22 protein-coding genes and 1 pseudogene are annotated in these 26,168 nt (G+C 68.7%); 12 read left to right on the top strand and 11 right to left on the bottom strand.

Annotation, left to right across the window (positions count from 1 at the left end; genetic code table 11):
- The first annotated feature begins 1 nt into the window (after position 1).
- Entirely contained in the window at positions 2–490 is a 489-nt protein-coding gene (locus tag PV796_RS02540) for a hypothetical protein (protein ID WP_274911138.1), read from the top strand.
- A gap of 45 nt (positions 491–535) precedes the next feature.
- Positions 536–685, top strand: coding sequence for an AAA family ATPase (locus PV796_RS02535; RefSeq protein ID WP_274911137.1), 150 nt, complete (start codon positions 536–538; stop codon positions 683–685).
- Positions 686–1,303: 618 nt separating this feature from the next.
- Here the strand turns inward: PV796_RS02535 and PV796_RS02530 are convergent.
- Positions 1,304–1,957 carry a ScbR family autoregulator-binding transcription factor gene (locus PV796_RS02530; protein WP_274911136.1) on the bottom strand — a complete coding sequence of 218 codons (654 nt, stop codon included), beginning with the start codon at positions 1,955–1,957 and terminating at the stop codon, positions 1,304–1,306.
- 489 nt (positions 1,958–2,446) lie between these two features.
- Between PV796_RS02530 and PV796_RS02525 the strand changes: the two genes are divergently transcribed.
- Together PV796_RS02525 and PV796_RS02520 are read left to right on the top strand one after the other, a co-directional pair.
- On the top strand, positions 2,447–3,400 hold the full coding sequence (locus PV796_RS02525; protein WP_274911135.1) for a ScbA/BarX family gamma-butyrolactone biosynthesis protein: 954 nt from the start codon (positions 2,447–2,449) through the stop codon (positions 3,398–3,400).
- Positions 3,401–3,531: 131 nt separating this feature from the next.
- Positions 3,532–4,296 (top strand): SDR family oxidoreductase, encoded by a 765-nt coding sequence (locus PV796_RS02520; RefSeq protein ID WP_274911133.1) that lies wholly within the window; start codon positions 3,532–3,534, stop codon positions 4,294–4,296.
- A 74-nt stretch (positions 4,297–4,370) separates the two neighbouring features.
- Here PV796_RS02520 and PV796_RS02515 read toward each other — a convergent pair whose 3' ends face one another.
- Positions 4,371–5,222: an RCC1 domain-containing protein gene (locus PV796_RS02515; RefSeq protein WP_274911132.1), complete on the bottom strand. Its 852-nt coding sequence runs from the start codon at positions 5,220–5,222 to the stop codon at positions 4,371–4,373.
- Positions 5,223–5,572: 350 nt separating this feature from the next.
- Between PV796_RS02515 and istA the strand changes: the two genes are divergently transcribed.
- Both istA and istB read left to right on the top strand, forming a co-directional pair.
- Complete coding sequence (gene istA / locus PV796_RS02510; RefSeq protein WP_274919657.1) at positions 5,573–7,117, top strand: IS21 family transposase; 1,545 nt, start codon at positions 5,573–5,575, stop codon at positions 7,115–7,117.
- Positions 7,118–7,192: 75 nt separating this feature from the next.
- On the top strand, positions 7,193–8,035 hold the full coding sequence (istB, locus tag PV796_RS02505) for an IS21-like element helper ATPase IstB (RefSeq protein WP_274911130.1): 843 nt from the start codon (positions 7,193–7,195) through the stop codon (positions 8,033–8,035).
- A gap of 22 nt (positions 8,036–8,057) precedes the next feature.
- On the opposite strand, the gene PV796_RS02500 is transcribed toward istB, so the two are convergent.
- Together PV796_RS02500 and PV796_RS02495 are read right to left on the bottom strand one after the other, a co-directional pair.
- Positions 8,058–8,897, bottom strand: a complete 840-nt coding sequence (locus PV796_RS02500; RefSeq protein WP_274911129.1) for an IS5 family transposase — start codon at positions 8,895–8,897, stop codon at positions 8,058–8,060.
- 75 nt (positions 8,898–8,972) lie between these two features.
- Positions 8,973–9,914, bottom strand: a pseudogene (locus PV796_RS02495) (TIGR01777 family oxidoreductase).
- A gap of 693 nt (positions 9,915–10,607) precedes the next feature.
- Between PV796_RS02495 and PV796_RS02490 the strand changes: the two are divergent.
- The gene (locus PV796_RS02490; RefSeq protein WP_274911128.1) at positions 10,608–12,017 is read left to right on the top strand and encodes a hypothetical protein; all 1,410 of its coding nucleotides are present in this window, start codon (positions 10,608–10,610) and stop codon (positions 12,015–12,017) included.
- A gap of 241 nt (positions 12,018–12,258) precedes the next feature.
- Here the strand turns inward: PV796_RS02490 and PV796_RS02485 are convergent, their stop codons facing one another.
- The 4 genes from PV796_RS02485 to PV796_RS02470 form a co-directional block, all read right to left on the bottom strand.
- The gene (locus PV796_RS02485) at positions 12,259–12,840 is read right to left on the bottom strand and encodes a TetR/AcrR family transcriptional regulator (RefSeq protein ID WP_274911126.1); all 582 of its coding nucleotides are present in this window, start codon (positions 12,838–12,840) and stop codon (positions 12,259–12,261) included.
- A 65-nt stretch (positions 12,841–12,905) separates the two neighbouring features.
- Positions 12,906–13,796: an SDR family NAD(P)-dependent oxidoreductase gene (locus tag PV796_RS02480; protein WP_274911125.1), complete on the bottom strand. Its 891-nt coding sequence runs from the start codon at positions 13,794–13,796 to the stop codon at positions 12,906–12,908.
- A gap of 289 nt (positions 13,797–14,085) precedes the next feature.
- Positions 14,086–15,237 carry a serine hydrolase domain-containing protein gene (locus PV796_RS02475; RefSeq protein WP_274911124.1) on the bottom strand — a complete coding sequence of 384 codons (1,152 nt, stop codon included), beginning with the start codon at positions 15,235–15,237 and terminating at the stop codon, positions 14,086–14,088.
- 304 nt (positions 15,238–15,541) lie between these two features.
- Entirely contained in the window at positions 15,542–16,390 is an 849-nt protein-coding gene (locus PV796_RS02470; RefSeq protein ID WP_274911123.1) for a helix-turn-helix domain-containing protein, read from the bottom strand.
- 146 nt (positions 16,391–16,536) lie between these two features.
- On the opposite strand from PV796_RS02470, the gene PV796_RS02465 reads away from it, so the two are divergent.
- Positions 16,537–17,280 carry an SDR family oxidoreductase gene (locus tag PV796_RS02465; protein ID WP_274911122.1) on the top strand — a complete coding sequence of 248 codons (744 nt, stop codon included), beginning with the start codon at positions 16,537–16,539 and terminating at the stop codon, positions 17,278–17,280.
- A gap of 11 nt (positions 17,281–17,291) precedes the next feature.
- The gene (locus tag PV796_RS02460) at positions 17,292–17,672 is read left to right on the top strand and encodes a nuclear transport factor 2 family protein (protein WP_274911120.1); all 381 of its coding nucleotides are present in this window, start codon (positions 17,292–17,294) and stop codon (positions 17,670–17,672) included.
- Between the two features lie 50 nt (positions 17,673–17,722).
- Here PV796_RS02460 and PV796_RS02455 read toward each other — a convergent pair whose 3' ends face one another.
- Positions 17,723–19,153 carry a CoA transferase gene (locus tag PV796_RS02455; protein WP_274911119.1) on the bottom strand — a complete coding sequence of 477 codons (1,431 nt, stop codon included), beginning with the start codon at positions 19,151–19,153 and terminating at the stop codon, positions 17,723–17,725.
- Between the two features lie 457 nt (positions 19,154–19,610).
- Between PV796_RS02455 and PV796_RS02450 the strand changes: the two genes are divergently transcribed.
- Positions 19,611–21,317 carry a CocE/NonD family hydrolase gene (locus PV796_RS02450; protein ID WP_274911118.1) on the top strand — a complete coding sequence of 569 codons (1,707 nt, stop codon included), beginning with the start codon at positions 19,611–19,613 and terminating at the stop codon, positions 21,315–21,317.
- A gap of 9 nt (positions 21,318–21,326) precedes the next feature.
- Here the strand turns inward: PV796_RS02450 and PV796_RS02445 are convergent, their stop codons facing one another.
- Positions 21,327–22,379, bottom strand: a complete 1,053-nt coding sequence (locus tag PV796_RS02445) for a helix-turn-helix domain-containing protein (protein ID WP_274911117.1) — start codon at positions 22,377–22,379, stop codon at positions 21,327–21,329.
- 240 nt (positions 22,380–22,619) lie between these two features.
- Positions 22,620–23,786, bottom strand: a complete 1,167-nt coding sequence (locus tag PV796_RS02440) for a hypothetical protein (RefSeq protein WP_274911116.1) — start codon at positions 23,784–23,786, stop codon at positions 22,620–22,622.
- Between the two features lie 57 nt (positions 23,787–23,843).
- On the opposite strand from PV796_RS02440, the gene PV796_RS02435 reads away from it, so the two are divergent.
- The gene (locus PV796_RS02435) at positions 23,844–24,440 is read left to right on the top strand and encodes a TetR/AcrR family transcriptional regulator (RefSeq protein WP_274911115.1); all 597 of its coding nucleotides are present in this window, start codon (positions 23,844–23,846) and stop codon (positions 24,438–24,440) included.
- 256 nt (positions 24,441–24,696) lie between these two features.
- On the top strand, positions 24,697–26,022 hold the full coding sequence (locus PV796_RS02430) for an aspartate aminotransferase family protein (RefSeq protein ID WP_274911114.1): 1,326 nt from the start codon (positions 24,697–24,699) through the stop codon (positions 26,020–26,022).
- The last annotated feature ends 146 nt before the right edge of the window (positions 26,023–26,168 follow it).

Raw genomic sequence — 26,168 nt, 5'->3', positions numbered from 1 at the left:
AATGCTCGACCGCGCGGCCGCGGGCGGACATCTGGCCGGTTGGGACCCCGAAGACGGACTCGACCTGGCCTATCCTCTCGGTGGCCACCTCACCCAACGGCTCCTGCACGGCGCCCTCCGAAAGATCGTCCTCGCCCGCCACGATGTCACCGTGGCCTCCGGCAACCACCGGGCACCCAGTCACCGGCCGGACGCCGACCGCATCTGCGCGGTTCACCACTTCAAGTGGCGCTCGGGCATCCTGGACGGCCTCCGACGGCGGGTCCGGCACTTCGCCTCCGGCACCTGGCAGGAACAGACCCCGGCCGTCAGAGACGGAGCCAGCCGCCTGCTCGCCCACATAGGCCAGCACCGCGGCGTGATCAACACCAGCGATCCGCGGTTCGCCTTCCGCCGGGTCAGCCTGGACCGGATGCCCTCCAGCTGGCTCGCCAAGGCCCGCAGCATCTTCACCATCTGGCGGCCGTACGCGCACACCGGCCAGGATTAGAGACAGTGCCCAGGCTCGCGGATACGTCACGGAAGGGATGACCACGTGCCCCTCGCCGTTCTTCTGGTCGGCCTGACCGGCTCCGGGAAGACCACCGTCGCCAAGGCCCTGGCAGACCACGGCTACATCCGGCTGTCCGTGGACGAGGAAGTGCACCGCCCCGCTTCGACCCACCGGCCGAAGACGAAGAAGTGATCGTCTGCACCGGAGATCTGGCCGAGCTCGTGACCGTGCTGTCCTCGGCCAGGTCGAGCTGAAGAAGCAGGCCGTGTTCGTCATCGACGTCGGCGGCGATCCGCGAGCTGTTCGCCCATCGCCGCGGGTGCGGCTGTGGCGTGGGCGTGGTGCGCGCGGTAGGTGCAGTGCGGCGGGTGCTGCTGGTGCGGGCGGCCTGTGCGCGCCTGTTCGGCTGGGCGGTGACGCCCCAGTTGAGGACGTCTTCCCCACGCGAGTGGGGGTGTTCTGTTCATGGGCGGCCCCATGGAGAGCGTGGAGTTGCTCTGCGACGGCCAGGCGGACGGTGCTCCTGCTCGGCGGCGCGGCTCGTCACCACTTACCTGAACTGCACGAATGAGCGGGACTGCGGGCCCTCATCGCACTTACCGCCAGCCTCGGCATTCCCCGACGCGAACTGCCTCCTGCTGCAACCGGGTTGCTGCGACAACCCGGCGGTGGAGGTCTCTCACCTCACTCGACTCCATAGGGCCTCGTGGCGTACTCATCCGGTACGACAAGTTCGCGGCCCGCTACGAGCCGACCGTGCTGGTCGCGGCCATCGACGTGTGGCTGTGACCGGCACATTCGATACACGAGTTAGACCTGCAGCAGAGTTTTTTCCTGGAGTGCTGCGTCCAGCTTTTCCCCGCGCTCCGGGTCGAGTTTGAGCCTGGCGAGTATGGCGGGCGGTGCGATGCTGGGGAGGGTGTGTTCGAAGAACACGGTCAGTCGGTGGCAGAGATCGGCGCGGTCGGTCAGCGCGTGCGACAGGATCTGCACCCCGGCGAACGCGCCGACGAACAGTTCCGCGGTAGCGCGTACGTCGACGCTTTCCAGGACTTCACCGCGGTCGCGTGCCTCGTTGAGCAGGGCCTCGACGAACTGGGTCCACGTGAGCATCGACTGCTTGCGATGAAGATGCTTGGATCCTTGTTCGACGAGCAGTCGGGCTGCTCCCCGCTGGATGGGGTCGCTACGCAGCCGGTGCGCCAGTATCTGTCCCGCGTCGACGAACTCCTGCAGTTTGACCGGCTGTGGTTCCACGATGATGTCCAGCACGTGCTCGTCCAGGACCGCGAGTGCGAGCTGTTCCTTGGAGGCGAAGTGGAAATACAGGGCGCCCTTCGTCACGCCGGCGCGCTCAAGGACTTCGGCGATGGTGGCACGGTCGTATCCCCGGTCGTCGAAGATCGCCGCCGCTGCTTCCAAGATCACTCGCCGGGTCCGGATCGCGCGGTCCTGTTGTGCCACGGAACGCCTCCTGTCTCTCAAAATCGTCAAGTTCCGCAATCGCGTACCAATGGTCAAGTCACCACCTGATCAGCATATTTCCTCTTTCCGGAAGTACTGATTCCGGTAGTCAACGCTAGCGCGCACTGCTGGCGTCGCTAGTCCGCGGGGGCTTGATGCCTGCTCGCGCACCCGCCCGCGGCTCGCCGCCTCCATCCGCCGCAGAGGACCCTGTTCGCATCGCCGTCAACGGCAGAATGTACCCTCTCATGCAGATATGTGATGATCATCACTTGTGCTTGCCTCGCGATTTCCGCGCCCCAGGCAGGGCGCGGCGAGCCCTCTAGGCATGCTCCTCGCTCATGCCGCCCCAGGTGAACGCCACATCGAAGCATGCCTGGCAACTGTCGAACTCAGGCTAGCCCGGCATTGGATATAAAACCGGACGGTAGGTAAGTTATCGGCGCTAGACACTCACTCCGTTACAGATACAGACGCCTGGGGGCGGTCATGAGCGACACGATGCACGTCAGAGGCGCGGTTACGTCCACGTCCCCACATCGGTTGTGCCGGCCAGCTGCCCAGGAGCCCCACTCCGGCGCTCGTGTTGCGCGCGAATTCGTGCACCGTCTCAGCGTCGACGACATTTTGATCACCTCCTGGCAACGGGTGGATGATCGCCACTTCTCGGTCAGCGCCCGGTGGCCGCACGACCATGGGTACTTCACCCCCCGCCCGCTCATCCTCACCGCCGAGACCATCCGTCAGGCCGGGCTGCTGCTCTCGCATGCCGAACTGGGCGTCCCGGTGGGCCACCACTTCATACTCGAAGATCTCGCTTTCACCATGCATCCCGAGCGGCTCGACACCGACACCGGTCCGACACTGCTGAGGATCGACGTCGTATGCGGCAACCTCCGAATGCGGGCCGGCATGTTGGCCAGCGGCCGCTTCGGCATGACCGCGCATACACCGGGCGGGATTGTCGCGACCGGGCACTCCCACGTCACCGTCGCGTCCCCCGCTGCCTACCGTCGGATCCGTGGCGAGCGGCTGACCGCCCGGCACACCCCCGGACTTCTCCCCATCCCCATTCCACCCCAGCTGACGGGCAGCGACACCGAGCACGAGGTCCTGCTCTCGCCCGCAGGGGGACCCAACCGTTGGCTACTGCGCATAGCCCCCGGCCATGCCGCGGTCGTGAAGCCGACGAGCGATCACGTCCCGGGCATGGTGCTGGTTGATGCTGCGCTGCAGGCCGCGTACGCCCTGACTGCACCCGACCGCTTCGTCCCGCACACCCTCGGCACCGAGTTCCACCGCTACGCCGAGCATGGCACCCCCTGCGTCCTTGAGGCCCGCCGCGTGCCGCTGCCCGGCACCACCACGGTGCAGGTCACCGGCGTTCAAGATGGCGAGACAGTGTTCGTGTCCACCTTCACAGCGCCAGATGGACGCGGCTGACACCCCGCGATCACCGCACACCTCCTCCTTCAGGACACATGGCTCGAGCCTGCGCGCCGTGATCCTTCCTCAGCACCGGATCGACCGGCGGCAGTTCGCCCGCCGCACGCACTGGAAAGTCGACGCGCATTATGAGTGACCTCAACGGAAAGACCGCGCTGGTGACGGGAGCCAGCCGAGGCATCGGCCGAGGCATCGCCCAGCGCCTCGCACACGACGGTGCGCTGGTCGCCGTCCACTACCACCGCAACGACGCCGCGGCGAAGGAAACGCTCGCCAGCATCGAGGAGGCCGGCGGACGGGCGTTCGCCATCAAGGCGGAACTGGGAGTGCCCGGTGATGCTCAGGCTCTTTTGGCTGCCTTCGACGCCGAACTCGCCGCGCACGGTGCCGAGCCAGGTCTCGACATACTCGTGAACAACGCAGCAACCAGGTTCTCCGGCCGCATACACGAGGCTACGGAGGAGGAGTTCGACCAGACCGTCGCGATCAACATCAAGGCGCCGTTCTTCATCATTCAGCATGGCCTGCGCCGGATGCGGGACGGCGGACGCATCATCAACGTCTCGTCGGCGGTGACGCGTACGGCGCACCCATCATCCGTCGCCTACGGCGTCTCCAAAGGCGGCTTGGACACCCTCACGCTCACCCTTGCCAAGGAACTCGGCGGGCGCGGGATCACGGTGAACACCATCGCCCCTGGCTGGATCGAGACCCATGTGACCGAAGCACGGTGCGCGACGCCCGAGGGGCGGGCGGCACTGGCGGCCTATTCGGTTTTCAACCGTGTCGGTCGGCCCTCCGACATCGCCGACGTCGCCGCCTTCCTCGCCTCCGACGACTCCCGCTGGATCACCGGCCAGCGCATCGACACCACCGGCGGCTCCACGCTCTAAGGACTGGAATCAGAATGAGGTCTCTGGGCTTGGGGGTGACGGCATGTCAGTTCGGGCTGGTGCGGCCCGAAGGCTTATGGAAGGTGGACTCCGGACCAGTCATCGACTTCGCGCTGTCCGTCGGCATTGTTCCCTACGGTCACGACCGTGCCGTTGGCACGCAGGCCGAGAGTGTGCGTAGAACCGGCCGCCACGGCGACAATGTCGCGCCAGCCGCCGACTTCGCACTGTCCGTAGCTGTTGTCTCCCGCTGCGAGGACCCGTCCGGACGCAGTGACCCCGACGGTGTGGTAGCTGCCTGCGCCGAGCGCCACCACGTCTTCCCACTCGTCGACCTCACACGCCCCGGTTGCCTGGTCTCCGGTCGCTACTGCCCGCCCGTCAGCTCTGAGGCCGACGGTATGGAGATACCCGGCCGAAATGGCGGCCAGGTCATGCCACCCTTCAACGGCACACTGCCCTCGTCGGTTGTTCCCCGCGGCCAGTGCAGAACCGTCCGACCGGATGCCGACCGAGTGCCAGTCACCACACGAGAGGGCGATCATCTCGCGCCAGGACTGCACGTCGCATTGCCCTTCTGAACTCCGGCCAACTGCCAGCACGCGGCCATTGGCGAGTAGCCCGAGTGTGCGGCGCCAGCCTGCGGCCACGGCCGTGACGCCTCGCCATCCGGCGAGATCACATTGCCCATCGCCATTCCACCCCGTTGCCAGCACCGTGCCGTCCGACCGGAGTCCCACCGTATGAGACCTGCCCGTGTTCGTCGCGGCATGGACGTTGCCAGCTGCCACCGCGACGACGTCTTCCCAGCCCTCGACACGACATTCAGCGGCTGCGGTATTGCCCACGGCGAGAACGGTTCCATCCCAGCGCCGTCCGACCGAATGACGCCTTCCGGCCGCCAGCGCCGACGAGCTAGCGAGCATTCCGCCTCCTTGCGCTCGGCGCGAGTTCGCGACACGGGATGCCACCTTACTTTGGCCTGGAATCAGAGCGTGGTCCTCAGCCGCCGCCAGCAGATGACGGCACAGCCGAGTGTGATAGACGCCTGGTGAACGTCGTCGCGGATTGACAGCGGACAGCGCAAGATCCAGGTAGACGGTCATTCCGGGTCTTGGCTGGCGGACAGCTCATCTCCCTGGTGATTGGGCTATTCGAGGCAGTCCGAACATCCATTCCGAACAGATGAATCCCTCCGGGGGTTTGCTCGTGATTGCCCGATCACATATGAGCGACTCCTCCCGGAGGGATCGTGAAGAAGAATGCCAGGGAAGTGATGGAGATCTTCGAGGCGTTGGATGCCACCGAGTGCGTGTACTCGGCGGCTCAGCTGGCGGGGGTTGATCCCAAGACCGTGCGCCGGTACGCACGGATGAGGGACAGGGGGATGCCCGTCGACGGACCGATCGTCCGCCCGAAGCTGATCGACCCGTTCATGCCGAAGATCGAGGAGTGGGTCGAACGTTCGCAGGGCAAGGTCCGTGCCGACAAGCTCCACGAACGCCTGCAACTACTGGGTTTCACCGGTGATGAGCGCACGACCCGCCGGGCGGTGGCGAAGGCGAAGGAACGGTGGAAGGCCGGCCACCGCAGAACGTATCGCCCATGGATCGCTGAACCTGCGCTCTGGTGCCAATTCGACTGGGGTTGGGGACCGAAAGTGCCTGGCCCAGGCGGTGGCGAGCCCCGCCAAACGCTGTTGTTCTGCGCGTGGTTGGCGTGGTCCCGTTACCGGGTGGTGGTCCCGGCCTGGGACCGGTCGCTGGGCACGCTGATCTCGTGCATCGACTCCATGCTGCGGCAGTTCGGTGGGGTCCCGACCTATGCGCTGACCGACAACGAGAAGACCGTCACCATCGACCGCGTCGCCGGTGTCGCCGTCCGCCACCCTCAGGTGGTGGGCACGGGCCGCCACTACGGCGTGCAAGTGCACACATGCGTCCCCTTCGATCCGGAATCCAAGGGCGGTTCGGAGGCCACGGTCCGCATCGCGAAGGCCGACCTGGTGCCCACTGATGCCAATCTGCTGGGCGAGTACGACAGTTTCACCGAACTCCGCGGGGCCTGCGCGGTGTTCTGCCAGCAGGTCAACCAGCGCATCCACCGCGAGACCGGCAAGACGCCGGCGGCCATGCTCGACATCGAAAAGAAGCGGCTTCATCCGTTGCCCGAGGCCCCCCACACCCTCGCGTTGGGCGAGTCGAGGCAGGTCCTCAAGGACCAGACGGTCCGCTTCGGATCGGTCCGCTACTCGACCCCGCCGGGCCTGGTCGGTTCCGAAGCCTGGGTTCGTGCCGACGGCGACGAGTTGGTCATCGTCGTCGACCTGTCCCGCCTTGCCCACCGGCCCGAGTGGATGCACGGCCCCGCCGGCTTGGTGGAAGTCGCCCGGCACCAACTCTCCCTGCCCGGACGGCCGGTGATCGACCTGACCCACTACCCCAACCACCCCCAGGACATGGACGGTGGTCCCCGCCAGCCCAAACCCAAGCCCAGCACGGACGCGGAGAAAGCATTCCTCGACCTCGGCCCGGGGGCCAAGTCGTGGCTGATCGAAGCCGCCGCGGCCGGCACCAGCAGGATGCGGGTCAAGATGGCCGCCGCCGTCGAACTGGCCGCTCTGGTCGGTGTCGGCGAGGTCGACATCGCCCTCGGGCTCGCGGCGACCGCCGGACGGTTCGCCGAAGAGGACCTCATGTCCATCGTCCAACACCGCCGCCACGGTTCCCGCCCCGCCGACCTGGTCGTCGCCGATGAGGCCCACTCCGTCCAACCCGGCACCTCCGCCTGGGCCGACTTCGGCCGCGTCAAACCCGCCTGATCTTCCGTTCCCGGGCCGCTTTGCGGCCCGGGAACGGGGACCCTCCCAACCCGGCACCATGGAAAGGAAGTTGACATGACAGCCCCCGTGATGGATCCCGTCGAGGTCGTCACCCAGACGCCCCCGACACCGCTTCCCCCGCCGCCGACGGCCCCGCCGATCCCGCCCGAGCTGGAGTCCGTCCTTCGGCGCATGCGTTTTCCCTACCTCCGCAGGGCCGCCCCCGAAGTCCTCGCGACCGCGAGATCACAACGGTGGGACCCCGCTGAAGTGGTCCGCATCCTGCTGGAGGAAGAGATCAAGGGCCGCGACGCGGCCACCAGACGCAACCACCGCAAGCAGGCTCAACTCCCCTCGGGCAAGACCTTCGAGTCGTGGAAGGAGGACATCTCCTCCATCCCCGTCCCAACCCAGCACGCGTTGATGACGCTGGAGTGGATCGGCCGGGCGGAGAACTTGGCGGCCGCCGGCCCCAGCGGCACGGGCAAAAGCCACCTGGCCGAAGCACTCGCCAACAAGGCCATCGACGAAGGGATGAAAGTCGCCTGGTTCACCCTCGAATCCCTCACCGCCCACCTCGGCCGGGCCGTCGTCGACAACACCGTCTCCAAGGCCGTCGCGAAGATCACCCGATGTGATCTGATCGTCGTGGATGACATTGGCATGCTGCCCTGCGGCCAGGCCGCCGCCGAAGCCTTCTACCGCGTCATCGACGCCGCCTACGAACGCCGTTCGGTCATCGTGACCTCGAACCTTCATCCCTCAGGATTCGATTCGATCATGCCCAAGACACTGGCCACCGCCGCTGTCGATCGCCTCCTGCACCACGCTCACATCGTGCTGACCGAAGGCTCCTCACTCCGCCTCACCCAGGCCACCACCGGCCAGGGAGTCCAACCTCTCATCACCGCCAACTGACCGCCAACCGAGGGACGAAAAGTCATACCGCGACGGGAGATGAGCTGTCCGCCCAGCAAGACCCGAACTGACCGCTCACCCAGACGGGCCGATGTCCGTGGACACGGATCTCCCAGCGGATGCGTAGGCGGCGGAACCAGTGCAGTAGTGCGATGGCGCCTTCCACGACCCAGCGATGGACGCCGAGTCCGGAGCCGTGTTCGGTGCCGCGTCGGGCGATGTGCGGGGTGATTTCGAACCGTCGGACCTGGTCTCGGTAGCTCTCGTGGTCGTAGCCGCGGTCGGCGTAGAGGTGCTTCGGGCGGCGCAGCGGTTGGCCGCGTTTGCCTCGGATCGGCGGGACGGCTCGGACCAGTGGGATCAGCTGGGTCACGTCGTTGCGGTTGCCGCCAGTCAGAGTGACGGCCAGCGAGATACCGTGAGCCTCGACGATCACGTGGTGCTTGCTGCCGGTCTCGCCCCGGTCCACCGGAAACGGGCCGGTCGCCGCACCATCTTTCATCGCCCGCAGATGGCTCGAGTCGACCGGCGCCCGGGACAGATCCAATCTGCCGGCCGCCCGCAGTTCAGCCAGCAGCAACTCATGCAGGCGCTGCCAGACCCCGGCCTCGTTCCACTCCCGCAGTCGCCTCCAGCAGGTCATCCCGGAGCCGAAGCCGAGTTCCTGCGGGAGGTAGCGGCAGGGGATGCCGGTGTAGAGCACGAACAGGATGCCGCACAGAACCCGCCGGCCATCGAGCCGACGACGCCCCGGGTACCGGAAGCGCCACTCAATCACCGGTAACAGCCGCTCGATGCGCTCCCACAGCCCATCGTCTACCTCCCACGGCTTGCGCCCACCACGGGTCTCGGTCGCAACCACCCCCTCCAGGCCGTATCAACGAAAACTGACACGCCGTCATTCCCGAGTCCCAGAGACCTCATTCTGATTCCAGCCCTAACGCCGCCGGACCCGGCGTACGAGGTCGGGGGCGGCGTGCTGCCAATGTGCGTAGTCGAAGACGAAGCCGGACTCCAGCAGGCGTCCCGGCACCACCCGGCGGCTCTTGAGCAGGAGTTCGGTATCGGTGCGCAGGGCGAAGGCGCCGAGCTCAGCCATTCACTTGGTGGCCGGCAGTCCCACCGGCATGCCCCAGGCGCTGCGCAGGGTACGCATGAACGCCCGCTGGGGCAGGGGGCCGGGGGCGGCGAGGTTGACCGCTCCCGTGATCTCCTCCCGGTCGATCAGCAACTCGACCGCACGGACGAAGTCACGGTCGTGGATCCAGGAGACGTACTGGGCACCGCCTGCCACCGGCCCACCCAGGCCGAGCCTGGCGAGCCACAGCAGGACGTCGAAGACGCCACCGCGGTCCGGGCTCATCACCATCGCGGAACGCAGCGCGACCTTCCGAGTGTGCGGCGTCGCGGCGTCCTGTTGTGCCTGCTCCCAGCGCCGGGCGATATCGACACTGAAGGCCCAGTAGCCCGGTACGCCGGACTCCTGGCCGCCGATGACGCCGGTGCGCTCGTCGTGGGGAGTGTCATAGCGGTGGGCGTAAATGGTGGCGGTGCTCATCTGGAGCCAGACGCGCGGCGGGCGGCGGGCGGCCGTGATGGCCTCACCGACGACGCGGGCCGAGTCCACCCGGGAGTTCATCATCTCCCGGAGATTCTCCTCCGTGTAGCGGCAACTGACGCTGCGGCCGGCCAAGTTGATCACGACGTCGCTGCCGTCGACCTCCTCCACCCAGGGGCCTGGATTCCGGCCGTCCCAGCGGACGTCGCCGGTGCGCGCCGGGCGCCGGGTGAGGACCACTACCTCATGGCCCGCAGCGTCCAAGGCGCGACGCAGGATCGCACCCACCTGGCCCGTGCCACCCGCTATCACGATCTTCATCCAGTGCCTCCAAGGCCGCTCCACGGGCGGGGTTGGGCGCGAGCCCGAACACCATCCGATCACATCCGCCCGGCGCTCGGTCTGGCGGGTATTCAAGGCCGGCTCTTGGGCCCCGGAACCGCGACTGCTCGGATACGCCGCCGCGCTCCTTTTGGTGAACGTCTGGGCGGTGCGCTCGTGAAGCCGTAAGGACGAAGCGGATGCCGTGGTCAGCGACTTCACGAACACCGGCCAGCCCCGCGCCCTGTACGAGCGCCTGGACCGCCTCGACAACGAACTTGACCGGTGTCTGTCCCAGGCAGCCAGCTAGTGACCGACGCCAGCAGCCAGTTGGCCGTTCGGCCGTCGTGAACGAGCTCCGCCGGTTGGCGTCCTCCGAGCAGGCCCGCTGATCGTGCCTGTGCGCTGGGAAACTCCAAGATCCCGGCAGAGACAGGTTGAGGGGGCCCGGACTTGGGGACGGGCGCCGGAACTGGCCGTCCTGGAATGCCTCGTGAGCGTCCGTCAGTTCTGCGAGAGCGACTTGTCTGGCGAGCGGTGGGCGTTCAAGTGGCCATCTATGACCATTCCCTTACGTCCAACTCGCGAGCCCTGTTGGGAATAGCTCCGAATTCTAGTATCGGGCCCGACCAGTCGCCTCCCCTTCAGCATCCTCGAAACCCGAAGAACCGCCACAGACTGGAGAGCCTTCGTATGCGTATCAACATCAAGAGAGCCATCGCCGTCGCCGCCGGACTGGCCATGGCGCTGATCGTTGCGCCCGCGCCCGCCCCGGCACTGGGGTCGGCCGCGGTGCCGACCACCGTCACCATCGATACCAAGGGACCGGCACTCGGTACCCTCGCCGACGGCTATCTGGGCTTCTCGTTCGAGAGCAATACCTATGGTGTCAACAGTGGTGACTTCGACACCGTCGGGAATCTGCCCCGGCTGTTGACGAACCTCGGCCGAGGTGTGATCAGGTTCGGTGGCAACACCGTGGACGAGGGCTACCGAGCCGCCACTCCGGCCGGGCTGGCTGGACTGGACCGGCTAACGAGGGCAGTCAAGTGGAAGGTCCTCTACAGCGAGAACCTCGGGCACTTCGACCGCACCACAGTCACCCAGGACGCCCGGTCGGTGTCCACCGTGCTCGGTGACCGGCTGACCGCTATCGCCTGCGGAAACGAGCCGGACTACTACTTCCGCCAACTGCGGCCACCGACATACTCGTTGCACGACTACGTGCCCGAGGCCAACCAATGCCTCTCCGCCGTACGAGCCGGAGCCCCGGCGGCGCAGCAGGCCGGCCCGGACACCGCGGGCGGTGCCTGGCTACCCGACTACGCTGCGGCCGAACGCGGAAAGGTGGGACTGCTGACCCGCCACTACTATCCCCTGTCACGCTGCAGCGACAAGAACGCAACGGCCGCCGAACTCCTCTCCAGGGGCGTTGCCCAAAAAGAAGCGGCCACCATCGCCAGCGCCGCCCAGTCCGCCGGCAAGGCCGGGGTCCCACTCCGAATCAGCGAGACGAACTCCGCGTCATGCAGCGGGATTCCCGGCGTGTCCAACAGCTACGCGTCGGCGCTGTGGGCCGCGGACTACGCCCTGATCGCGGCGGAGCACGGTGCCCAGGGAGTGAACCTGCACGGCCAGCTCGGACGCAACTGCGCGGGATACACGCCGTTCTGTTCGGTCGGACCGCACGCGTACCGGGCCATGCCCGTCTACTACGGGCTTTACTTCGCTCATCAGCTCGGCACCGGCCACCTGCTGCCGACCACCGTCAAAACCAGCGACAACATCGCCGCGCACGCCGTGCGCGGTACGGACGGCACCGTTCGAGTCCTGGTGGAGAATCTGGCGCCGAAACCAGCGGCTGTCGCCGTCCGTGGTGCCGACGCCATCACCGCGGCAGTGCTCCACCTGACCGGGCCGTCGCTGTCCGCAACCGACGGAGTGCGGGTCCAGGGCGCTGTGGTGGCCGCCGACGGCACCATTCGGCCCGGCGCTGCCGACCACGTGAAATGCGATCAGGGAGGCTGCGCTCTTCCGCTCGCCGCGTACAGCGCCGCGGTGTTGACGCTGGCGACCGGCGGCGCGGCCGACCATCGACGGTGAGCTTTCCCCAAGATAGGAAGCGAGTTGGAAGAGGGGCAGAGGAGGCTCATGCGAGGACCCGTGACGATGGCTGCCGCCAGCTCTGTTGGGACACTCAGCGGGTCAGGCGGCTATCCCTCGGCTGTCCCCGGGCCCTACGAAGCGAACTGTGAGGTGATGGGGGAGGGGGAGGGGGAGGGGATGCGAAGGTCCAGGGCAGCGGAGGCTGTTGGAGTCGCCCCGTGGGGTGACACGGGAGGCGTCATGCCTGTGGGGGTGCCGCTCGGAGGCCCTCAAGCAGGGTGGCCAGGTAGCGATGTGCGGTGTCGATCCGGTCGACGGGCGTGCCGCCGTGCACATGGACGGCGTGCGCGATGCCGCACATGAGCGGGACGAGGTCGGCGGCGGTCACGTCGGGGCGCATCACCCCGGCGCTCCGGGCTCGGTCGAGCAGTGTGGCGCCGGCCGAGCGAAGCGCCGATTTGAGTTCCGTGGTGCGCGGCAGGGCGTCCGTGGTTGCGGCGGCGACCGGGGCCAGGGAGGCGTCGGTGACCTGTGCCTCGACGGTGCGGAGCAGGAAGCCTTCCAGCGCGCGCCAGGGGTCGTTGTCGGTGAGTGCCTGTTCGGCGTGGGCGACCAGGGATTCCAGGCAGCGGGTGGCGACGGTCTCCAGCAGCGCCTCGGGCGTGGCGAAGTGCCGGTAGACGGTGCCGACTCCGAGTTCGGCGCGGCGGGCGACGTCGTTGAGCTGCAACGCCGTGCCCTGGTCGACCAGGGCACGGGCGACGGTGACGATCCGGTCCCAGTTGCGGGCGGCATCCTTGCGTAGGGGCGTCGTCGTCATGGGGACATGCTAATCGGATGGCTCATCCGGACTTGTCGTCGCGGGTGCCGGCACGGGTACGAAGGTCAGGTGACCGTGAGCGGTGCGTGCCGTTGGCTGAGCCGACGCACGGCCTCGGCGATGCGAGGGTCGGTCGCCGCGCGGGACGGCGCTACCGGGTGTGCCTGGGCGCCGATGACGATGCCGGTCCGACCGGTCAGGGCGTCGTCGGTGGCGGCGGTGATCGAGGGTCTGGCGGCCACGGATGCCGGGCCCGAGGTGGAGCGTTCGAACTTGCGGCGCACCAGCGGCCACAGCAGCCGGAGCGCGGGCGAGACGATCCTCGGATCGGTCAGCGTGCCGTTGGTCATCTCGGTCGCGGCGCCTCCGGGGTCGGCGGCGAAGACCGAGACGCCCGTGCCGTCCAGCCGCGCGGCCAGATCGAGTGTGTAGGTGAGGTTGGCGAGCTTCGCGCGGCCGTACCAGTGGAAGCCGTAGTAGCCGCCCGGAGGCTCGACGGCGTCGAACACGGACTTGGCGAGACTGACAGCGCCCGAGGTCACATTCACGACCCTGCTCGGCGCTCCAGCCGTCAGCGTGGGCAGCAGCAGTTCGGTCAGCAAGTACGGCGAGAGATGGTTGACGACGAACGATGCCTCGGCGCCCGCCAGGGTTCGCCGCTCGGCGAACATCGCCCCGACGTTGTTGACCAGCACGGTCAGTGGTTCGCCCGAGGCGGCATGGTCGGAGGCGATCCGGTCGGCGAGCGTGCGCACTTCGTCGAGCGAGGCGAGGTCGGCGGACAGGAATCGACCCAGGTGCGCCGGGTTCGTCGCGTTGATCCGCTCGACCGCCCGGGCGCCCCGGTCGGCGTCGCGTCCCACCACGGTGACCGAGAACCCTTGGGTGGCCAGCCCCAGTGCCGTCTCCAAGCCGATCCCGGCAGTTCCGGCCGTGACCACCGCTGTCTTCCTCATGTGCCCTCCGCTCCCGTAGGCATCCGGATAGTTCATCCGGTTAGCGGGACGGTAGCACGCATTCGGATTACCTATCCGGTTACTGTTCGGGGCGCGGCGGGCCGAATCCGAATCTCGGCCGGGCCGGGAGGGCGAAGTCGCCTGCCGCGGGCGCAGACTGCGCCTCCGGTGCCGCGGCAGACGCGACTTCCGCGACCCCTGTACAGCAGCTCCTCACGGGGGAGTTGATGGGTGTTCAAACGCCCGTGGGCGCGAGCGGGTTGGCCACCCCACTCGCCCGCCGCGTGCGTCACCGCGCGGGGCGGGCCTCGTACAGGGCGCGGATGAGGCGGTCGTTCTCCGGGCCTGCGGCGGCGGGGAAGGGGGTGCGCCGGCGGGTGTAGCCGTAGGCGATGCCGTTGCGCGGGTCGGCGAAGGCTTGTTGGCCGCCCGCGCCGCTGTGGCCGAACGCGCCCTGACCGAGCTGCGGGTAGTACGCGCAGGTGGCATGGAAGCCGATGGTGAATGCCTTCTGTTCGCCGAGGACCACATCGCGTCCGGTGGACTGGATCTGGCCGACCGTCGCGAGGGTCTCCGGTTCGAGCAGCGGGGCCGTGCCGTCCACGGGACCGATCGCAGCCGCGTACATCCGGGCCAGACCGCGCGCCGAGGCCACTCCGCCGAACGAGGCCGTTCCCAAGGTGCGGACGATCTGGAAGTTCGGCAGCTCCCACACCTGCGGGTTCTGCGGGTGATGGCGGTTGAAGGCGATGCCGGACAGGCTGTTCGGGCCGCTCGCGGACGCTGCCAGCAGGGCCAGTCGCTCGGGAGTCGCCGCCATCGGTTGGGCGCTGAGGAACCGGGGTTCTTGTTCCTGCGGCAGCCCGAGGTGGAAGTCAACCCCGTACGGCTCGCGGATCCGCTCGGCGAACAGCTCCTGGACGCTACGCCCGGTGGCGCGGCGCACCACCTCGCCACTCAGTGCCCCCATCACCAGCGCGTGGTAGCCGAACGCGGCACCGGGCCGCCAGTACGGGCGCTGCGCACCGAGGCGCTCGGCGACGTGCTGGTCATCGGCGAGTTCCTCGACCGTGAACCCTGCCTCTGCCCCGACGAGGCCGGCCCGGTGCGCCAGCAACTCCCGCAGAACCAGGTCTCCTTTGCCCTTCACCGCGAACTGCGGCCAGTAGTGGCTGACCTTCTGCTCCAGGTCCAACACGCCTTCTTGGACGAGTGAGGCGACGACCAGGTGCGTGGCGCCCTTGGACGCGGAGTACGCGCCGAACAGTGAATCCCCGGTGATCCCCGGCCCCGTCCACAGGTCGACGACCCGTTCCCCGTGCCGGTAGGCCACGAGCTGCGCGGCGTAGTCGCCGTCCTCCCCGGCCACGACCGCGGCGAACTCCTCACGCACCGACTCGAAGCCGTCGGCCACCACACCCCGCACCACGTTGTCGTCCATCACCGCTTCCTTCCGGATCCACGCACGCCGCCCCCTTTGCCTCCACCGCTGTGCGGATCTTCACGTATCTCGCCCTTCAAGTTCCGTGTCTCGACGCCGAGTTCGCTTCACGCTGGCCGCGAATGCGGGGCGGCTTCGATGCGGCTCCGCTCCCGGCGTCATGGTGGGGTAGACGCCCAGGCCCGGGGTGCCGCGCAGGGGCGTGCTGGAGGGGAGCAGGGTCACCGACCCTCCTCGGGAGATCGACGACGGCTGACGTGACGGCCACTGCGCGAGAGGTTTCGACGAGCGGCGGGAACTTCCGTTACCGCCGGCCGACGGTGACGCTCTCGTCCGCTTCGGCGCGGTGGGAGCCAAGCAGGGCCAGGCGGCGGGCGTCCGGGCTTCCCGGCTCTGCGGTGCCGACCAGGAGGCACTGGCCGGGCGCGTCCTGAACCTCGAACGTCTGGTATGCGAGCGTCAGTTGACCCGCCTGCGGATGGCGGAAGGTCTTGGTCTTGCTGCCCAGGCGACCGACGTCCTGATGGTTCCACAGTGCGGCGAACTCCTCGCTCTGCGCGAGCAGGCCCTCGATCAGGGCGGACATGCGGGGGTCGTGCCGGTCGTGGCCGTGGGCCAGTCGTAGCGCGGCGACGGTGTCGCGGGCCACGGCGTGCCAGTCGACGAACAGGTCCCGGGCCGCGGGGTCGCAGAACAGTGAACGGACCATGCCGCGCGGGTCCGTGAGCGGGGAGAGCAGGGCGTCGGCGAGTGCGTTCGAGGCGAGGACGTCCAGGCGCCGGTTGACCACGTAGGCCACTGCCGTCGGGAAGGCGTCCATCAGCCGCAGCAGTTCGGGGGCGACGCGCTCCTCGTCCGAGACGGGGCCCTGGGCGCTGGGAACGAGCCCGGCCAGGCGGTAGGCGTGCCAGCAGGCGTCGGAATCCAGGTGCAGGGCCCGCGCGAGGGCGTCGACGACCTGGCCGGAGGGATGCCGCTCACGGCCCTGTTCCAACCGGGCGTAGTAGTCCGCGCTGACACCCGCCAGGACGGCCACCTCCTCGCGCCGCAGTCCGCTGACGCGGCGGCCTCGTGAGCGCGGAAGTCCGGCGTCGGCCGGGCTGACCCGGGAGCGCCGGGCCAGCAGGAATTCCCCCAGTTCATTGCCACTCATGCCGGGATCGTACGCCGCGGTTCCTAGGAGCGGCGCACCCAGGAAGACCCGTCCTGCCGCCCGCGCGCGATCGGGCACATCCTGGTGACACCGGCCGGCCGACGCACCACGCGGCCGTCGACGCCTCGTACCTCGAAGGGAATCCCATGTCCAACCCGTCCACCACGGTCGCCTCGAAGGTGGTCCTGATCACCGGGGCCAGCAGCGGTATCGGCGAGGCCACCGCCAGACGGCTCGCCGCCGCGGGCCACCACGTGGTTCTCGGGGCGCGGCGCACCGACCGCCTGGCCGCCCTCGCCAAGGACATCGAGGCCCGCGGCGGCAGCACGCTCCCGCATGAGTTGGACGTGACCGACCAGGCCAGCGTGCGGTCCTTCGTCGCGGCCGCGCACGACCGATACGGGCGCGTCGACGTCCTGGTCAACAACGCCGGCATCATGCCGTTGTCGCGCCTGGACGCGCTGAGGGTCGATGAATGGAACCGCATGATCGACGTGAACCTGCGCGGGGTCCTGCACGGCATCGCCGCCGTCCTGCCGCTCATGCAAGCCCAGCGCAGCGGGCACATCGTGAACCTCTCCTCCGTCTCAGGGCTGCGGGTCGACCCGACCGCGGCCGTCTACAGCGCCACCAAACACGCCGTCCGCGCCCTGTCGGAGGGACTGCGCCAGGAGAGCCGGGAGCTGCGGGTCACCGTGATCAGCCCGGGCCTGACCCACAGCGAGCTGACCTGGTCGATCGGCGACAGCGTGGTCAAGGACGCGGTGCGGGAGCAGATGGGCATCGCGATCCCCGCCGCGGCGATCGGCGAAGCGATCCTCTACGCCCTCAGTCAGCCCGCCGACGTGGACGTCAACGAACTCGTCGTCCGGCCCACGGCCCAAGGCTGAGGACCCGGTACATGCGTCACGGAAAGGCAGCACCGATGGTGACCGAACAGCAGGTGCGCGACTGGGTCGGAGGGTACGTGCGGGCCTGGACCACCAACAGTAGGAAGGACATCGCCGCACTGTTCACCGCGCGGGCCGAATACCACGAATGGCCATACGAGACCGACTGGTTCGGCCGCGAGGCGATCATCGACGGCTGGCTCGGTCGCGCACCGTGGCAGGAGGGCGGCTGGGAGTTCGAGTGGTCCCTCCTCACCCTCAACGGCGACACCGCCGCGATCGAGGGCATCGGCCGCTACACGGAACTGGGCACCTTCGCCAACCTCTGGACCGTGACCTTCGACAAGAACGCCAAGTGCACGATGTTCCGGATGTGGAACAACCAGGTCTGAATCACGAGGAGGATCGGCGAGTCGGTGACGGTGCTCCGTCGTCGGTGCCGTCAGCCGGTTCGGGGTTTCCAGAGCGCCGGGTCGGCGCCGTAGGGGACGAGTCGTTCGGCGCGCGGCAGCGGCAGGTTGGAGAAGGCCAACGGCGGGGCGAGGTTGGTGACGGCGCCGTAGGCGGTGTCGAAGGTGACCGTCCGCGCTGGGTGGGTGTCCTTCTCGGACACACCCGCGAGGAGTTGTTCGTCGATGAGGCCGAGTTCCTGTACCCACATCGCGCTGCGGGTGAGGGAGAGCCGCACGTGGTAGGAACCGCCCTCCACGGACCGGCGCAGCAGGGCGGCCATCATGCCCGCGGCGGCCAGGTATCCGGTGATCAGGTCGGCCAGGTAGAAGACGGGGGAGAAGCGGGGCCTCCCCGGCGCCCCCTCGCGCGCGGCGAAGCCGGAAGCGACCTGCCCGTTCTGGTCGAATCCTGGCCGGCGGGCCCAAGGGCCCTGGTGGCCGTAGGCGTTGGCGCTCATGTACACGATGCCGTGCGTACTTCCGGCCGCGAGTTGGGCGGGGGTGAGGCCGAACCGGTCATTGACGTCCGGGCGCCAAGTAGTGGTGAACACGTCTGCTTCGGCGGCCAGTTCCCGCATGCGGCTGAGCTGGGCGGGCTCGCGCAGGTCGAGGTACGCGCAGTGCTTGCCGACGTCGACGCCAAGGTGCTGGGCCATGGTGTCCGGGTACTGCGGGGCGCTGATGTGGAGCACCTCGGCGCCGTATTCGGCGAGGGTCCGTGCGCTGCGCGGACCGGCGAGGACGTGGGTGAAGTCCAGAACGCGCAGCCCGTCGAGGGGGGAGGCGGCCGTCGGCGTCCACGGCACGGGGGCGGTGTCGGCGATCTTCACAATCTCCACGACGGGAGTGCGCTGGAGCAGCCGGCCCTGCGGATGCTCCAGCCACTGCTCCCTGGTGAAGGCTCGGCAGCAGGGCAGGCCCGCCGCAGTGAGGGCCTCCTCCAGGTCTTCGGAGTGCCAGCGGGCGACTTCGCGGGCGAGGGCCGCGCGGTTGTTGCCGCAGTCGAAGAAGTTCAGGTAGCCGTCCAGCAGCTTGGCGTAGGGGGGTCCCGCCTCCAGCATCACGTAGCGGTCATCGGCGCACGCGAACAGGCCGTTGGCCGCGACGCGTTCGGCACCCACGTCGATGGCGTGGCCGGACTGGCGGACGAAGTGCGTGGGGTGCAGGTAGTGCAGGGCGTGCTCGATGTCGATCTCCACGTCGCCGATCTGGCCGGTGCGCCGCTCCCAGATCGCGGACACCGCGGCACCGATGGCGAGTTGGGCTGTGGCGGAGGCCTCGCCGAGGCGGTGCGGGGAGCGGATGACGGGGTCGGTCCCGTGTAGCGTCGCGTCGCCGTGGAAGGCGTCGCCGAGTCCCATCTGGGCCAGCAACGCGGCCAGCGGACTCAGTTCGTTGTCGTTGAGCCGTAGTTCGATCACAGGTCACCTTCAATCCCGGGCGAGCCGGGTGCCCCCGGCCTGCCCGACCGATCGCTTTTGCCGCTCGCCGGGTGCGCGGCTTGGCCCGGGCACCGTGCTTCCGGGAACCGGCGGTGCCGGCACGTACGCCGAGGATCTCCACGGCCTTCTGGTCGGAACGGCCGGCGGCCGGAGAGGTAGGTGTGCTGCCAAGGGCGCGTGGTCCGGTGCTCACGCAGGCAGCCGACCAGTGGGGCGCGCCTCGCGCAAGGAACTGTAGCTTCGCCTGCGGGGCTCGCCTCTCGCCAAGTGGCGGGAGATTCCCACCACTTGGCAGGGGAGTTCTCGCCTAGCCTGCCTGCTCCAAGGGGCCGATTACTTGAGACAGCGTGTACTTGAGAACAGCGTGTACTTGAGACGGTGTGAGACAGGCAGGTGAACGATGCGGTTCGATGTGGCTTTTGACGTTCCGGTACGGATGACGGACGGTACCGAGCTGGCGACCAATGTCTGGCGGCCGGTGACGCCGGAGCCGGTGCCGGTACTGCTGGTGCGTACGCCCTACGGCAAGGAGACGATCGGGCAGTTGGGGGGCACCTCCCCGAACCTGTTCGCGATGATGCGCGCCGGGTATGCCGTGGTCTTCCAGGACTGTCGGGGAACCTTCGGCTCGGACGGGATCTTCGTTCCCCACGTCCACGACGCGGCGGACGGCGCCGAGGCGGTTTCGTGGCTGGCGGGCCAGGAATGGTGCAACGGCAACGTGGGCATGTGGGGACCGTCCTACCTCGGGTTCGTGCAGTGGCAGGCCGCCGCGACCGGCGTGCCGGCGCTCAAGGCGATCGCTCCCGCGGTGACCTCCGCCGACCTCTACCGGGCGCCGTGGCACTCCCGCGGTGGCGCCCTGTCGCTGGACACGACGCTTGCCTGGGCGACGATGATGTCCCTCAACGAGGCCCGGCGCGCCGTTGTCGAGGGACGCGAAGCGGGTTTGGACATCCCGCAGTTGGCCGCCTCCTTGGCGGACCGCACGCTGCTGACCGAGCACACCCCGGTTGCCGAGCACCCGCTGATCGCCAAGTACCTGCCGTGGATCGCCGACACCGCGATCGGGCACGCCAGCCGTGATGAAGCCTGGGCGCAGGTCGCCGCGCTGGACGCGGTCGAGTCGATCACGACGCCGGCGCTGCACATCGGCGGCTGGTACGACGTGTTCATCGGTGAGACCCTGCGGGCCTACACCGAGATGAAGGCGCGCGCCGGATCGGCGCAGGCGCGCGCAGGCCAACGGCTGATCATCGGCCCGTGGAGCCACAACCCCAGTGGGTTCCTCGGCTACTTCCCCGACCGCGGCTTCGGGATCACGGCGAGCACGGATGCCGCGCTGCTGACCGGGCCGCAGATCGCGTTCTTCGACCGGTGGTTGAAGGGGCGGGCGGACGCGTTGGACGGCGGGGAACCGGTGCGCCTGTTCGTCATGGGCACCGATCAGTGGCGCGACGAGCCGGACTGGCCGTTGCCGGACACCGAGTACACGGCCTATTACCTGTGCGGTGCCGGGCCGGCCAACAGCTCGGCCGGCGCGGGCGCGCTCGCACCGGCCGAGCCGACGGAGGAGTTCGTCGACACCTATCTCTACGACCCTCGCCGGCCCGTGCCCTCTCTGGGCGGCACGATGATGAACATGGGGGGCTACGACGGCCCGGCAGATCAGCGGCCGCTGCACGATCGCGACGATGTGCTCGTGTTCGTCTCCGACGTGTTGGACGAGCCACTGGAGGTCACGGGACCCGTCACGGCCACGCTGTTCGTCAGCTCCTCGGCGCCCGACACGGATGTCACGGCGAAGCTCGTCGACGTGCATCCGGACGGCCGCGCGATCATCTTGTGCGAGGGCATTCAGCGGATGCGCTACCGGAACTCGCTCGCGGAGCCCGAGCCCATCACCCCGGACACGGTGTATGAGATCGGGGTCGATCTGATCGCCACGGCCAACGTCTTCCTGCCGGGCCACCGGATCATGGTGGAGGTCTCCAGCAGTAACTTCCCGCGCTACGACCGCAATTCCAACACCGGCAAGGTCATCGCGCAGGAGTACCTCTCTGAGATGGCCGTCGCGGTCAACCGGATCCACCGCGGCGCGGAGTACCCCAGCCGAGTCATCCTGCCGGTCATCCGCCGTTAGCCCGCCCCGTCAACTCGTCGGTGGTGTCGGGCAGTTGGGCGGGTGCAGCAGCAGGCGCCGCACGGCGAGTGCGGTCTGTACCCGCAGCCGGCCCTGGGGGTCGCGGACGGGGAAGCCGAGGTCGTGTTCAATGGCCGCGATCCGGTCGGTGAGCGTGGAGTGGTGCAGGTAGAGCGCTGCCGCCGCGAGTCGGAGGCTGGCGTGCGAGGTGAACTCCACCAGGGTGCGCAGCACGCCGGGACCGGATCGGGCGGCCCGCTCCAGCGCGCGGACGTCAGCCGGCGGCGAAGCCGGGTCGAGCCCGCCCGCCAGCAGCATCACGGCGCCGAGCTCCTCGGCATAGACCGTGCTCGGTCCCGGGTCGTGGTCCGTGCCCTCCGCCGCGAAACGCAGGGCCGTGCGCGCCTGATCCCACGAGTGCGGCAGGTCCAGCAAGGGCACGATCGGGCCGAAGCCGACCCGTCCGGTGCCCTTCCACCTACGCGCCGCGCCGTCGTTGGCGACCTTGTCGGCAGTGACGATCGTGGCGGCTCCGTCAGCGGGAGCGACCGCCCGCGCCCTCGCGTCGTCCGGCAGATCCAGCAGCCCTGCCGCGTGCCGCCGATCGTCCTCGCGCGCACCGCTGTCGAGCAGTACCTCGATGGCGGCGGGGTCGTCGGGGAAGGTCTCCGGGGCCATACGGGACACGCCGCGGGTGCGGCGCAGCACCTCGCGGGCGGCGAAGGCGGCCCGGTCAAGGACCATTCCCGCCAACAAGGAGGGCGGGCCGAGGTGTTCGAGCCACAGGGCCGGTGCGCCAGCGGGCTCCAGCGGCGCTGCCGGCCAACGAGGCTCGACCGGGCCACGGGCCCGCGTGACGCGCCCGTCCACGTCTGCACGTAGGGCGACGCGGAGGCGCGCGTCGATCAGACGCGCAGGCGAGCCGGTCAGACCCGCCACCGCGGCGAGGATCGGCTCCAGCCCCGCGCGTCCCGCGACGAGTTCGTCGAACCGCCCGATGACGCGCATCGCCGCGCCCGCTTCCGGGTCGAGCGCGTCGAGCCTGGCCACAACGTGATGCATAGCGGCATCGTGCCTTCCTGGGTTCGGGGTGCCCGTCAACTCGGACGTCTGGGATCCGGCCCACGGCCGCGCGGGTGAGGACGCCGAACACGAACGCCACGTAGGCCCAGCCGGTCCAGGCCGAGTTCCCGCACGACGCGGTCAGCGGCGCGGAACGAGACCCGCTGCCCCTGCCGATGTGGGAGAGCGGGTCACCCTCAAGCGTCGGCAGTCCGCCGAACCGGAGCCGGTGCCTCCTCGTCATCGGAGGGGTGCGGAACGAGCGGTCCGGTCGCCCTCGTCGTGGTTGACCTGTTCCAGCAAGCGGCGGTTGGTCTCTGCGACTTGTTCGGTGAGATCCCGGTAGGGCTCGTCCCAGGGGTCCTTGAGTCCGAAGCCGCGTTGCGGGTTCTCCAGCCAGCCGCACCAGTGCCAACCCAGGCACCATGGGTGCGCCGCGAACGCCTCCGCGGAAGCGGTGTAACCGGCACCGCGTTCACGTTGGTCGCGCGCGGACCCCGTGCGTCCGGGGCTCATCGTCGTGGGGCACCAGTTGCCGGTGTCGGCGATCAGGACGGGGCGCTTCGTCCGCTCGTGCCAGCGGCCGATCTGATCCAGGGCGGCGTCCAGGCTCGCGGGGTCCAGCCCGGGAAAGGTCTGCACTGACAGCACGTCGACGCGGGGAGCCATCGCGTCGAGCACGGCTTCGGGCACGCCGGCCCGGGTGCCGTAACGGTCTCCCAGGATCAGGTGGTTCGGGTCGTGCCGTCGGATCGCCTCGGTGCTGATGCGGTAGTACGCCTCGGCGATCGCCGGGAGTTCGGAGGCCGGATACCCGGCGCCGGCAGGATGGCGGTTCCAGCAGGGTGCATCGACGAGGAAGTAGCCAAGGAGGTTCGGGTCGTCCGGGCGGCACACCGTCCTGGCAAGGTGATCGCACCACTGCGCGAAGGTGGGGTCACGGGGGTCGCGGTAGGCGGGGAAGCCGTTCCAGTACTCGATCTCGACCGCGCGCAGCGAGAGCGTGTAGGGGATACCGGCGCCGGCCAGTTCTTCAGGCGGCAGGCCCTCGGAGTGGCCCAGGTCGACGACAGCGCCCTCTGAGGCGAGCCCCGCGCCGCTGATGTACTCCGACGTCCAGCCCAGGGTGTTGAATCCCCAGTCCTTCAGGTCGGGAACGAGCCCTTCTCGCAGCCACCGCCGTCGCGAACTCCCGTACCGGGACTGGTAGATGGCGAGATTGTGCGGATAGCGCAGGTTGGTGTCGTCGGCATGGACGACGCCCACCGACAGGAACGGGTCGCCGTCCGGCGTGCGCAGTCGCCAGCGGTGTCGGCGGTCGACGGTGAAGGCGGGGCGGGTGGGGCGCGTTATCGGGTGCCATCCCCTCGGGTGGACAGAAGCTTGCGCTCGGCCCGAGCTAAGCACCTGGATTCCGCGATGGCAAGACGAGATGCCTCGTCTCGCTTCCTGTATGGTAGAGCCATGCCTGCCGAACCCGATCCCGCACGACGCAGCCACGAGTCCTGGCGCGCCATCCTCGACGCCACCTTCGAGCTACTGGAGCAGGGCGGCTACGAATCGGTCACCATGGGCGCGATCGCGGCCCGGGCGGGCGTCGGCCGGCAGACGCTCTACCGCTGGTGGCCCTCGAAGGCGGCAGTGGTCTTCGAGGTCTTCCTCGACAGGACGAACATCGGCCCGTTCCCGGACGGGGGCGAGGACTTCCCCGCGCAACTACGCGCCTTCGCCCATGGGTTCCGGGCCCTGTACGTGGAAGGGTCCGCGGGAACACGTCTCCGGGAGCTGATCGGAGCGGCGCAGACCGATCCGGAGCTGGCCCGCGCCATGGTCGAGCAGTGGTTTGAACCGCGCCGCGCACCAGTCCGGCAGGCGCTGCATGAGGCCCAGGAAGCGGGTGTCATCCGGACCGACGTGGCAGCGGACACCGCACTCGATCTCGTCTTCGCGCCGCTGCATTACCGCCTGCTGGTCTCGGGTCAACCCGTGGACGCCGAGTACGTGAATGCCGTCGTGGACCTCGCCCTTGCCGCCTTGGCGCCTGGAGCTCCCGCGGCGTAGGAGCGGAAGGCGCTTCCGGCCACGTCGGCGACAGCCCCCGCTTCACTCCCGCAGCTCCGGCCGGCGCGTCAACTCCCCTCCGCACCAACGACTTTCTTCGGTCGGCGACAGATGGCAACCGCTCGGCGTCCGCTAAGCAAGACGGCGACGCGGCCCGCCGGCGCGGGCGTGATCGCATTCGTCGGCGACCAGTTCACGGCACGGAACCACCCTTCCGGCAGCATGCGCCGCCGGGGCCCAGGAGGAGGCAGGAACGATGACGACATCTGCCCGGAGCGCCGCCGCGCCGCGCGGTGAGGCACTGGCCGAGGCGTTGCAGGAGGCTCGGGCCGCCTACACGCGAGCGAACCCGGAGAGCCAGCGACAGTTCGACGCCGCCTGTGCGCACATGCCAGGAGGCAACACCCGGACGGTGCTCTTCCACAGCCCCTTTCCGCTGCGCATCGCCCGGGGCCAGGACTGCCGTCTGTGGGATGCGGACGGGCACGAATACGTGAACTTCCTCGGCGACTTCACGGCCGGACTGTTCGGGCACACCAACCCGGCCATCGCCTCCGCCGTCAGCGCCGCTCTGGCGAACGGCATCTCGCTGTCCGGGCACAACGAACTTGAGGCACGATTCGCGGCTCGGATCTGCGAGCGCTTTCCCACCATCGACCGTGTCCGCTTCACCAACTCCGGGACCGAGGCCAACCTGCTCGCCCTGGCGGCAGCCACCGCGACGACCGGCCGGAGCAAGATCCTGGTCTTCGACGGCGCCTACCACGGCAGCGTGATCGCCTTCACCGGTGGATCGAAGCCGACCAACGTCCCCCACGAGTGGGTGATCGGCACCTACAACGACATCGACGGCACCAAGGCTCTCCTCGACGCGCATCGCCAGTCCCTCGCCGCCGTCCTGGTGGAGCCGATGCTCGGCTCCGGAGGTTGTGTGCCGGCCGAGCCGGAATTCCTGCGGCTCCTGCGCGAGCACACCAGGGAATCCGGGGCGCTGCTCATCCTCGACGAGGTCATGACCTCACGTCTCGCGGTCGGGGGCCGTCAGGGCATGCTGGGTATCGAGGCCGACCTCACCACACTCGGCAAGTACCTCGGCGGCGGCCTGTCCTTCGGGGCCTTCGGAGGCCGCTCGGAGATCATGGCGGCGTACGATCCGCGGACACCCGAATTCCTGTCACACGCCGGCACCTTCAACAACAACGTCGTCACCATGAGCGCGGGACTCGCGGCACTCGACGAATTCCCCCCGAACGCTGCCGACCAACTCACCGTGCGCGGAGACCAGTTGCGTACGGAACTGAACCAACTGTGCGCGCAGTCCGGGGCGCCCATGGTCTTCACGGGACTGGGCTCGCTGATGACCGTCCACTTCACCGAGCGGACGGTCCGGTGCGGAGCCGACGTGGTAGCCGGCGACCAGGAGCTGAAGGAGTTGTTCTTCTTCGACATGCTTTCTGCCGGCATCTACCTGGCCAGGCGCGGGATGATTGCCCTTTCCCTTCCCATTGGGCCCTCGGAATGTCGGGAACTCGTCGAGGCTGTGGCTTCCTTCATCGAACACCGACGGCGCTTTTGGGCGTGACCGATCAACGGCCCTGTTCCGTAGGGATAGTGACGTTGCGTCATTGTCAGTTGAGCAGGGCGCGGTAGTGGAGGAGTGCGACGTCGGCGCGGCGGTGCATCTGGCGCGTGGTCCCCGTGCGCTGGGCGGCGAGGAACGGCCGTTCC

Source organism: Streptomyces sp. WZ-12, from assembly GCF_028898845.1.
Lineage (GTDB): Bacteria > Actinomycetota > Actinomycetes > Streptomycetales > Streptomycetaceae > Streptomyces.
The sequence above is the reverse complement of the archived record's forward strand: the minus strand, read 5'-3'. Positions and strand labels throughout refer to the sequence as shown.

Excerpts from the sequence above, each read along its gene's own strand:
- PV796_RS02460 (WP_274911120.1), top strand. The coding sequence starts at position 17,292 with ATGCGTCACGGAAAGGCAGCACCGATGGTGACCGAACAGCAGGTGCGC.
- PV796_RS02520 (WP_274911133.1), top strand. The coding sequence starts at position 3,532 with ATGAGTGACCTCAACGGAAAGACCGCGCTGGTGACGGGAGCCAGCCGA.
- PV796_RS02470 (WP_274911123.1), bottom strand. The coding sequence starts at position 16,390 with ATGAGTGGCAATGAACTGGGGGAATTCCTGCTGGCCCGGCGCTCCCGG.
- PV796_RS02465 (WP_274911122.1), top strand. The coding sequence starts at position 16,537 with ATGTCCAACCCGTCCACCACGGTCGCCTCGAAGGTGGTCCTGATCACC.
- istA (WP_274919657.1), top strand. The coding sequence starts at position 5,573 with ATGGAGATCTTCGAGGCGTTGGATGCCACCGAGTGCGTGTACTCGGCG.
- PV796_RS02490 (WP_274911128.1), top strand. The coding sequence starts at position 10,608 with ATGCGTATCAACATCAAGAGAGCCATCGCCGTCGCCGCCGGACTGGCC.
- istB (WP_274911130.1), top strand. The coding sequence starts at position 7,193 with ATGACAGCCCCCGTGATGGATCCCGTCGAGGTCGTCACCCAGACGCCC.
- PV796_RS02435 (WP_274911115.1), top strand. The coding sequence starts at position 23,844 with ATGCCTGCCGAACCCGATCCCGCACGACGCAGCCACGAGTCCTGGCGC.
- PV796_RS02485 (WP_274911126.1), bottom strand. The coding sequence starts at position 12,840 with ATGACGACGACGCCCCTACGCAAGGATGCCGCCCGCAACTGGGACCGG.
- PV796_RS02450 (WP_274911118.1), top strand. The coding sequence starts at position 19,611 with ATGACGGACGGTACCGAGCTGGCGACCAATGTCTGGCGGCCGGTGACG.
- PV796_RS02430 (WP_274911114.1), top strand. The coding sequence starts at position 24,697 with ATGACGACATCTGCCCGGAGCGCCGCCGCGCCGCGCGGTGAGGCACTG.
- PV796_RS02445 (WP_274911117.1), bottom strand. The coding sequence starts at position 22,379 with ATGCATCACGTTGTGGCCAGGCTCGACGCGCTCGACCCGGAAGCGGGC.
- PV796_RS02475 (WP_274911124.1), bottom strand. The coding sequence starts at position 15,237 with ATGGACGACAACGTGGTGCGGGGTGTGGTGGCCGACGGCTTCGAGTCG.
- PV796_RS02540 (WP_274911138.1), top strand. The coding sequence starts at position 2 with ATGCTCGACCGCGCGGCCGCGGGCGGACATCTGGCCGGTTGGGACCCC.
- PV796_RS02515 (WP_274911132.1), bottom strand. The coding sequence starts at position 5,222 with ATGCTCGCTAGCTCGTCGGCGCTGGCGGCCGGAAGGCGTCATTCGGTC.
- PV796_RS02525 (WP_274911135.1), top strand. The coding sequence starts at position 2,447 with ATGAGCGACACGATGCACGTCAGAGGCGCGGTTACGTCCACGTCCCCA.
- PV796_RS02480 (WP_274911125.1), bottom strand. The coding sequence starts at position 13,796 with ATGAGGAAGACAGCGGTGGTCACGGCCGGAACTGCCGGGATCGGCTTG.